At 41.8% G+C, this 8572-nt stretch carries 9 protein-coding genes; 4 read left to right on the forward strand and 5 right to left on the reverse strand.

What is annotated here, in order from left to right; translation table 11 throughout:
• Positions 1 to 58 precede the first annotated feature (58 nt).
• Complete coding sequence (locus tag EXT48_RS23085; RefSeq protein WP_045989296.1) at positions 59 to 1069, reverse strand: LacI family DNA-binding transcriptional regulator; 1011 nt, start codon at positions 1067 to 1069, stop codon at positions 59 to 61.
• A gap of 173 nt (positions 1070 to 1242) precedes the next feature.
• On the opposite strand from EXT48_RS23085, the gene EXT48_RS23090 reads away from it, so the two are divergent.
• On the forward strand, positions 1243 to 3663 hold the full coding sequence (locus EXT48_RS23090) for a prolyl oligopeptidase family serine peptidase (protein ID WP_240703434.1): 2421 nt from the start codon (positions 1243 to 1245) through the stop codon (positions 3661 to 3663).
• A 113-nt stretch (positions 3664 to 3776) separates the two neighbouring features.
• On the opposite strand, the gene EXT48_RS23095 is transcribed toward EXT48_RS23090, so the two are convergent.
• From EXT48_RS23095 to EXT48_RS23110, 4 genes are all read right to left on the reverse strand, one after another.
• The gene (locus tag EXT48_RS23095) at positions 3777 to 4271 is read right to left on the reverse strand and encodes a hypothetical protein (RefSeq protein WP_130165969.1); all 495 of its coding nucleotides are present in this window, start codon (positions 4269 to 4271) and stop codon (positions 3777 to 3779) included.
• A gap of 74 nt (positions 4272 to 4345) precedes the next feature.
• A complete protein-coding gene (locus EXT48_RS23100; protein ID WP_069021792.1) occupies positions 4346 to 5194 on the reverse strand; it encodes a DMT family transporter in 849 nt (282 codons plus the stop codon).
• 167 nt (positions 5195 to 5361) lie between these two features.
• Positions 5362 to 6162, reverse strand: a complete 801-nt coding sequence (locus tag EXT48_RS23105) for a Rossmann-like fold-containing protein (protein ID WP_130165970.1) — start codon at positions 6160 to 6162, stop codon at positions 5362 to 5364.
• 266 nt (positions 6163 to 6428) lie between these two features.
• Complete coding sequence (locus EXT48_RS23110; protein WP_130165971.1) at positions 6429 to 6782, reverse strand: hypothetical protein; 354 nt, start codon at positions 6780 to 6782, stop codon at positions 6429 to 6431.
• A gap of 281 nt (positions 6783 to 7063) precedes the next feature.
• Between EXT48_RS23110 and EXT48_RS23115 the strand changes: the two genes are divergently transcribed.
• From EXT48_RS23115 to EXT48_RS23125, 3 genes are all read left to right on the forward strand, one after another.
• Positions 7064 to 7315, forward strand: a complete 252-nt coding sequence (locus tag EXT48_RS23115) for a helix-turn-helix transcriptional regulator (RefSeq protein WP_045962041.1) — start codon at positions 7064 to 7066, stop codon at positions 7313 to 7315.
• 67 nt (positions 7316 to 7382) lie between these two features.
• Positions 7383 to 7670 (forward strand): hypothetical protein, encoded by a 288-nt coding sequence (locus tag EXT48_RS23120; protein ID WP_039491200.1) that lies wholly within the window; start codon positions 7383 to 7385, stop codon positions 7668 to 7670.
• The gene (locus EXT48_RS23125; protein WP_130165972.1) at positions 7667 to 8242 is read left to right on the forward strand and encodes a hypothetical protein; all 576 of its coding nucleotides are present in this window, start codon (positions 7667 to 7669) and stop codon (positions 8240 to 8242) included. The genes EXT48_RS23120 and EXT48_RS23125 overlap by 4 nt, the downstream gene beginning before the upstream one ends.
• Positions 8243 to 8572 lie beyond the last annotated feature (330 nt).

Here is an 8572-nt window from a genome sequence, read left to right on the forward strand (position 1 = left end):
ATATTTGCATTTTTTATAAGCAGGTCTCAGCGCTACATTTATTGCTAAATGCTAAGAGTTACGATGATTCTCTGATCTGCAATGAAACATCCACCAAGGTTCTAACGGCAGGTTGCGATTTGTTTAAAATTTCGGACAATGTATGGCATGTCCGCTTACCGATGTCGTCGGCATCAATTCTGACGCTCGTTAATGCGGGTTTCATCAGCTGAGAGTCTTGCAAGTCATCAAAACCGACAACTTTGATGTCTTCACCAGGTACTAGTCCATGTTCGCGCATGGCTTCAATTGCACCGTATGCAATGACGTCACTAAAGCAAACGATAGCTTTTATCTCTTTATGGTCAGCGATGAGGGTATTAAACGCTTCTCGGCCCCCTTGGCGATTGGTTGGAGCTGCGATCGCAGGTTGCGCTTCATTTAAACCATTGAGCTTTAGCGCGCTTTGGAAACCAGACAGTCGCTCATGGTAATCAGAGATTTCAGGGGTACCACCCAAAAAAGCAATGTTTTTTATGCCTTGCTCAATGAGGTGAGTCGTTGCTAGGTGAGTCCCTTTTTTATTGTCAGGTAGAATACAAGGGGCTTTTGCAAAGGCCACTTCACGCATAATGGTAATAACTGGAAATCCAGAATCAGCCAATTGGTCAAGCCACTCTCGCGGGGTACTTGGTGCGGGCACCATGACAAAGGCACAAACGTTGTATTCTTTAAGTGTGTTAACGACTTGGCGTTGGCGATTAAAGTCTTCGCCTGTATTGACCAGCATAGGTACCATACCTAATGCATAAATATGCTTTTCTAATCCGACAGCAAGCTGAGCAGAGTAAGGGTTAGTTAAGTCGTTGATAACAACAGCAACAAGATTAGACTTTTTACTACGTAACGCTGCTGCGTCGCGATTATAAACGTAGCCCAGTTTTTCGATGGCTTTTAATACTTTTTCTTTACTTTTATCGCTGACTTTATCGCTATGCGTTAGAACAAGGGATACTGTTGATTTAGAAACTTGTGCCTCTTCGGCAACATCGAAAATGGTAACCTTAGCGAGTTTTTTATCGTTGTTCATGCTAATTCGTATCAATTATGTCTGGTTAAGTGACTAAGTGTACATCAAGTTTTCATCGCATTAAATCGCAAATCTCTGCACATTTCCCGATAATCGTTATATGATCATCTGTTAAACGCCGAAGATAGGTAAATACAGTGAAATTATTAAAACAAATCACATTTATCATATTAATGACTACCGTATCTTATACGGTATGTGCACAAGAGCAAGGCTACATGACACCTTCTCCAGAGCTGGCAAAGCTTGTTGATGCACCATTGATCCCAACCTCTAAATTGAGTGCGAACGGCAATTGGTTGGCATTGTTACAGCGCAATAGGGTGCTTACGCTCGAAGAGCTTGGGCAGCCAGAGCAAGCGCTTGCGGGGATAAAGTTCAACCCGCAAACTTTTATGCGGACCTCCAGCCGCCAATATAGCTCTATTGAGTTTAAACATGTCGCAACCGGTGCCTTAATTAAGGTGACAGGTCTACCTAAAGGCAAGATCAAGTCGCCAAGTTGGAGTGCAGATAGCCGCTATCTCGCGTTTATTCTTGAACAAGAAAATAGTGCTACGCTTTGGGCTTACGATATTGAGCAGCGCAACCTTAAACAGCTCACTCAATCAACTTTAAATGGCGTGGTGACTTCAACGCCATACCAGTGGTTGCCAGACAGTACTGCGATTATCGCAAATATTGCTATTAATCATGGCAAACAGCCAAGCGCAAAAGATAAATCTAGTCTAACACCAATCGTACAAACTACATCTGGCAAAAAAGCATCGACACGCACTTATCAGAATTTGTTGTCTAGTCCCTATGATATTCAGCTATTTAAGTTCTATTCTGAGGGGCAGTTAATTAAGCTAAATCTTAATGCTAGCGCGCAGCAAATTGGTAACCCAACCTATCTTAAACACTTCTCTGTTTCGCCAGACTCTACCAATCTAGTGGTCGGTATGATGGCCGATCCTTTCTCATTCCAAGTGCCTTACAGCCGTTTTCCTGCGGTATGGCAGGTGTGGGGAATGCGCGGCTATCCATTATTTGAAGTGGCAAGACAACCACTAGCCGACGCACTGCCTGCGGGCTTTGATAGCGTGAGAGAAGGGCCCCGTGAGATCCAATGGCGTGACGACCATGGTGCGACGCTAATATGGGCCGAAGCGCAAGATGGTGGGGATATGAGTGCGAAGGTTGACTATCATGATCACCTTTACACGATTAGTTCGCCATTCAAAAAAGAGCCTGAACTTTTCGCAAAAGTAGAGCGTCGTTTTTCGAGTGTTGAGTGGGCCGATAACAATGTTGCGATTTTGAATGAATGGCGCTTTGCCGATCGCAGTGTTCGTTCTTCTGTATTTTCTCCGCGTAATCCAGAGCAAAATCGCGTGGTGTTTTCAGAGCGCAGTTATAATGATGCATACAAAGATCCTGGCAACTTTGTATATGAAAATAGTGATTTAGGTTCAAGAGTATTGAAGTTAGTTGGAGGCCGGTATTTGTTTTTAACAGGCAATGGTGCATCAGAGAAAGGCAACATTCCGTTTTTAGATCGTTTTGACGTAAAAACCAATACTTCAACTCGTATTTGGCAGTCGAGCGAACCTTATTACGAAAGAGTGCGTGCAATGTTAGATGACGAAGGTATGCGCTTTATTACTGTGCGTGAATCACGCCAAGAGCAACCTAACTTTTTTGTCCGTGACTTACAGTTTGATACTTTGGAGCAGCTAACTAAGTTTGCGCACCCTTATCCTGCATTTAAAGGCGTTGTAAAAGAGCAAATCAAGTACAAACGTGATGATGGCGTTGAGTTATCTGGTAATCTTTATCTTCCTACAGATTATGACCCATCAAAAGGTCGTATACCTGTGTTGATGTGGGCTTATCCGCTTGAGTTTAAAGATAAAGCCGTTGCCTCACAGGTGCGTGAATCGCCTTATCAATTCCCATATATTGGCTATTGGGGACCAATGCCGTATTTAGCAAAAGGTATTGCTGTTTTTGATGATCCGACGATGCCGATTGTGGGGGCTGGTGATACGCAACCTAATGATACATTTAGGCAGCAATTGGTTGCGAGTGCGAAAGCAGCTGTTGATACCTTAGTGGAAAAAGGTATAGCAGATCCTAAGCGCATTGCGATTGCAGGGCATTCGTATGGGGCGTTTATGGTGGCTAACTTACTTGCCCATAGTGATTTATTTGCCACTGGCATTGCACGGAGCGGGGCTTATAATCGCACCTTGACGCCGTTTGGTTTTCAGGGGGAGCCGCGTAACTTCTGGGAAGCGCAAAACGTCTATGCCAACATGTCGCCTTTTTTCCATGCGGAAAAAATCAACGAACCTATGTTGATGATCCATGGAGAGGAAGATCCAAACTCAGGTACTTTTCCTATGCAATCTAAACGTATGTTTGCTGCAATGAATGGCTTAGGTGGCAATGCAAGGTTAGTGATGTTGCCAGAAGAAGGCCATGGATATAAAGCGCGTGAAAGTATTTTACATGTACTTTGGGAGCAAGAGCAGTGGCTTGATACCTACTTATTTCCTCATGAGGAGCAAGACGATAGAGAAACGTCGCCTCATGCTATTGTCGAGTAGTAAACTTCTTTTCATCTAAGCGCAGTGTTGCGTTTAGATGAAACCCAACTATAGTTCAAGCTGTAGTTTATGACTACAGCCCAAATTTGTGTGCTTCCTAGCTGTTTTGTCCTTCAAGGAATCTTCTTTTTACATACTAGCGGATTACTCCATTTAATCTGTGAGCTATCTTTTGCAAACCATAAAGTGACAGCAAAAGTTTTACCTGAACTGTTAAATTTGTCTAGGAACTCTTTATAAGCGTCTTTAAATTTTGAATCGAGATCAGCTGTGTATGAAAAAGTGGACTTGTTGCAAAACTCTACAGTTTTATAAAAGCTACTGATGATAGTCGCAGCCTTAGTATTTCCAATTAAGGTGAGTTGTGTTTGTGCAACATGAAGCCCTGCCCAAAATCGCGCAGTGTCATTTGTATCTCCAAGTCTGTTAGTCACATTATCTGCTGAGCCGTATTCATCTAAAAAGCGCGATTTGATTTCGTAGGCTGTATGATATTGTTGAACCTTAACCGTGCAATAAGCCGTAAATGCAGCAGCTATCATAGCAGGGATCAATATCCAAAATAATTTGTGTATGGTACTTTGCTGGTTACTATCTTCGGTGTTCACTTGCGCCTCCTACGTTTATTAACTTGATTGTGTTTACTAGTCTTAATATCACACAGTATGGTTTATTTTTTAAGTTACTCTTTACTAGACACCGAACTGCCGACGGAAGCGGTAATTACCATAAAAATGGCAAGCCATTGCCAAACAGTCAGCAACTCTCCGAGAATTAAAAAGCCAGCCAACGCCGCAACCGCAGGTTCAACGCTCATTAAAATACTAAACCCTTGTGCGGGCATTTTTCGAAGCGCCACCATTTCTAGGCTATAAGGCAGGGCGCTGGATAATAAACCAATCGCGATACCCAATGGAATAAGTGACCAATCAAGCAGTGCAGCACCTTGTGAAACGATACCAAACGGCACGATAGCAAGGGCCGCAACCGTCATGCCGATTGCCACAGTCACCCCGCCGGAACTTTCATTGCCTGAGCGCTTACCGTAGAGAATATATCCAGCCCAACAAGCACCAGCAACCAAGGCTAAAGCAACACCGACTGGGTCTAAACCATTGACATCGCCAAGATCTGGTAACAATAGCAAGATCCCCAAAATAGCAAATGCAACCCACAAATAATCACGTTTCCGTTTAGATGAAAACAGCGCTACGGCGAGCGGCCCAGTAAACTCTAATGCCACACCAATGCCAATAGGGATACGTTCAATGGCATAGTAAAAGGTGATATTCATGCCACCCAAGCACAGGCCATAAACGATGAGTGGTCGCCAGTTTGTTGGTAAATGACGCCAAGGTTTGAACACCAAGCATAAAATAAGAGCTGAAAATCCAAGGCGATATGCTGTGGTACCCTCTGGCCCCACAAACGGAAATAACTGCTTGGCAATAGAGGCACCGGATTGAATGGTGACCATAGCGCAAAGTAGGCATAAAATCGCAATGACAAAGTCGCGGCTAAGTAGTGGCATTGAGACCCCAATAAGATAAATAACAAGCTTAAAAATGGCGATATAAGGCTAGTCTAATCGTGTCTAAATAATGGCTCAATTACTTTTGTATATTTTATGCCTTTCTTGGTTTCTGAAATGGTTATTTGTTGATTTAGTTACTTTTAATTTTCAATGTTTTCTTTTTATTATCGTTCCAATTTTTCTTGCGTACTCAGGTAGTTAAACCAAGCACTTTCATGCCTTTGCATATTTTTATGCTTTTTCGAGTTCAAGTGTGCGAGCTTATCGCTGTTATTGATAAAAGGGCCAGCCCTACAGATAGTGCAGTAATTATCACCCAAATAATCAGGTACTTTGAGCTTTTCTTTGATGACGTGAGCTGGGTTAACAGACCAGTAATAGCTAATACCGCTGGTGTCTTTTACGTGTTTATCACGGTCGACATTACGAATTTGATACTCTGGGAATTGTGAAATATCAAATCGAGATTGGCCGAGGTAATATTGCTCAAGTCCGTTGACAAGGCTGCCTTCTAGATCCCACTCAATATAAGGTTTTACGTCCTTTGAGGTAATGATCCCGAGCTGAGCGCCATTTGGGTCAAGTGCATAAGCCGCTGCGTTTATTAAGAATTCTCGCAGTAATTTCCGATTGAGGCTGTTGACGCTCAAGGTCTGGTTTTGGAAGCTTTCAAGCGAATCAAATGCAGGAATGAGAGGAAATTGAAAAATAACGGCATCAAAGGCATGCGACGGCACTTTTTGCCAACAATACGCCTCAGTGACATCAAATTGAGTCACTACATTTACCCCTAAATCATGCAGCTTATCAAAAGCATTATCTTGATATTTATGCTTAAGTTCACTTTCACTGTCGTAAACACTGGCAGTAAGATGGGCTGGAGCAAAATGTTTTGCTAATGAATATGAGAAGCTTAAATCGCCGTCACCAACGGTAAGAATACGCCAGTTTTTATCGAGTATCATGTAACAATCTAAATCAGTAAAAGGAGGAGTTTATCAAATCCGGCTATTATCTTGTAGCAATTGGCTCTTTTATTAATTTAAAGCCAACTAGACAGAATACACCAGCCAAAAACCAAATCCCTCCAGCCACAATTGCAAAACTGGTGGTTTTTTCAGGGAAAACAAAAATATAACGTTGAAATAGTAAAGATGGCAGGGCGAAGCATAAGTAATGGTTTGATCCACTTGAGGGCCGAAAGTGCGTAGGCGGTCAAACGTACGCAAAGTCACTCTAAATATTTCCCCCAGTCTTGTACCTGCCATAACATTTTGTGCGGTTTGGATCGTTGGTTTATCTGTCCGTTTTGCTTGTCAGCTATAAGTTTTCGCTGTGTACCTTTTTGCTCACGTTGGCGATACGCTAACGCACATAATGGGCACTTAGTATCTTGATGCAGTCCAGAGAGACTAAAAAAAGAACACTTTCCAGATAAAATATAGATGAGTAATCGGAAGGATGTAATTTCGATTGCGTCTTGAGTCTCAACGCGTAGCTTCATGGTGCTTAAATCAGTTGAACTCTCGGGCTCACCAATTTGCGTCATGCTTGTTTCAAACGTTTCAGTCTTACGTTTTCTCATGTTGCTGTCCTTTTTAATATGCTGAAAATGCCAAAAAGGAACGTGATGTGCGTAACGCATTGCTTTTTCAGTGTGCGTTACTTCAAGTACAGCGCCTTACTGTTCCTTCTAGTGTCAGATCTTACAAAGGTATGAGTCCAAAAGCTTAGACTGTTTCATATTTTCACACTTGACCGTTTCATTTGTTTAACACAAAATACACAAACAAGGCTCAGGCAGGACTATAGCGTTGTCATTGTTAGTAAAAGAATATTAATGGAGTACCCTAAGGGAAAAGATAAATGACAATTAAAGCAAGCAGTTTAGTACAGCAACTGAGGTTTGCCGCAGGATACTCTGTAATTCAGTTTGCAAAGAAGATGGGCGTTTCAAAACAAACCATCTACAACTGGGAGAGCGGCCTGACAACACCGGATTTAAACCAAGTAATTAGAATGTACATTGTTTGTGGATTGAACCCCAAGTCTTTACTACCAAAGCGAAAAAAAAGCAGTAATGATGAACTTGGTGATACCGATACCAACCTCGATTAAATAGCGCAATTTGCAATCAAGATTGTTACACTATGCATACAAATGTTATTAACATAAGGAATACAAAGTGTATAAAAAAGAACCTAATTACATCTCAAAACAATTACTTCCTGACGAACACTTAGGCAGTATTATCGGTTCTAGTGGTGTGATCGGTGATGGTGCTCAAATTAACCCTAGGCAAGGAAGAGACAATATAGCGACCTCTGTAGTACAAATCATTTCTCACAAGTACTTGCGACTAATTACAGGCTCTGGCGGTGTAGCTGGTGGTGGAGGCGGTCAAGTTGACCCTCAACAAGTGGAAGGTGCGATACAAACGCCTTACTTTAAATCTAGCAACGAGAAATCATGAGTACGCTATATCAAGTCATAATGGAAAATAACCACCTAATCAATATTTCGATTTGGGTGGTTTTGATAATTTCAGTCTTTCTAAGTAAAGACAGCCCTAATGTTCAATGGTTAGCAGTCAATATTTTATTTGCACGCACATTAGACATTGCACTGTATGAACCAGCTTTAAAGTTGGGCGGATGGTTTTACTTTATAATGGCGACGCAAAATTTGCTTTTGATGGCGCTCATCATAAAACGCAAACAGATTGCAAACTATATAGCGCAGTTCAATTTAAGCTTTATCAGTCGCTTTGCACAAAAAAGCGCAAAAGACTTTTCCCTAACACCAAATGAGCTCACTTACATACTCATTTTAGCAAGTGCTGCTCTCATTCAAGCTGCGTCTCTTATCGAGCGAGGGTTCAGAAAGCTAACTGACTTTAACCCAATGTTTATCTATAACGCGTACCCAAGTTTGATGCACATACTCACTATTCTTTCCGTGCTGGTTGTATTTTCACTAGTCATTGATGCTTATCGTGGCTTCTATACTCGTCGTGACTCTACAAGTCGCAGCAGCTCAATGTGAGAGCATGGCTCGGAGTGAATTAGCTTTGTACTATCACATAACTTGCAGAGGTTACTTTTATTAAAATTGGAGAATTCTCATGATATTGTTACCCAATGATATAGCTAAAAAAATAACAGGAGTAGCAGGCGGTGGAGTAACCCGTCCTGACCTACCTGAGAGAAAAGAGTAAAGTTTGGGTGTAGATTGATTTATATACATGATAAAGTATTAGAAGTAGCCCATTACGTGTTCTAAGGAAATAGTACTGCGTATTGGTGGAACGGCTTTAACCAACAACAGTGGACATAAAAAATGCAAACAAGGATTGTGGTGTATGGTACTAACCAT

The sequence above is a fragment of the Pseudoalteromonas sp. CO348 genome (assembly GCF_004208845.1).
Taxonomy (GTDB): domain Bacteria; phylum Pseudomonadota; class Gammaproteobacteria; order Enterobacterales; family Alteromonadaceae; genus Pseudoalteromonas; species Pseudoalteromonas maricaloris.

Excerpts from the sequence above, each read along its gene's own strand:
- EXT48_RS23100 (WP_069021792.1), bottom strand. The coding sequence starts at position 5,194 with ATGCCACTACTTAGCCGCGACTTTGTCATTGCGATTTTATGCCTACTT.
- EXT48_RS23090 (WP_240703434.1), top strand. The coding sequence starts at position 1,243 with ATGACTACCGTATCTTATACGGTATGTGCACAAGAGCAAGGCTACATG.
- EXT48_RS23115 (WP_045962041.1), top strand. The coding sequence starts at position 7,064 with ATGACAATTAAAGCAAGCAGTTTAGTACAGCAACTGAGGTTTGCCGCA.
- EXT48_RS23085 (WP_045989296.1), bottom strand. The coding sequence starts at position 1,069 with ATGAACAACGATAAAAAACTCGCTAAGGTTACCATTTTCGATGTTGCC.
- EXT48_RS23110 (WP_130165971.1), bottom strand. The coding sequence starts at position 6,782 with ATGAGAAAACGTAAGACTGAAACGTTTGAAACAAGCATGACGCAAATT.
- EXT48_RS23125 (WP_130165972.1), top strand. The coding sequence starts at position 7,667 with ATGAGTACGCTATATCAAGTCATAATGGAAAATAACCACCTAATCAAT.
- EXT48_RS23105 (WP_130165970.1), bottom strand. The coding sequence starts at position 6,162 with ATGATACTCGATAAAAACTGGCGTATTCTTACCGTTGGTGACGGCGAT.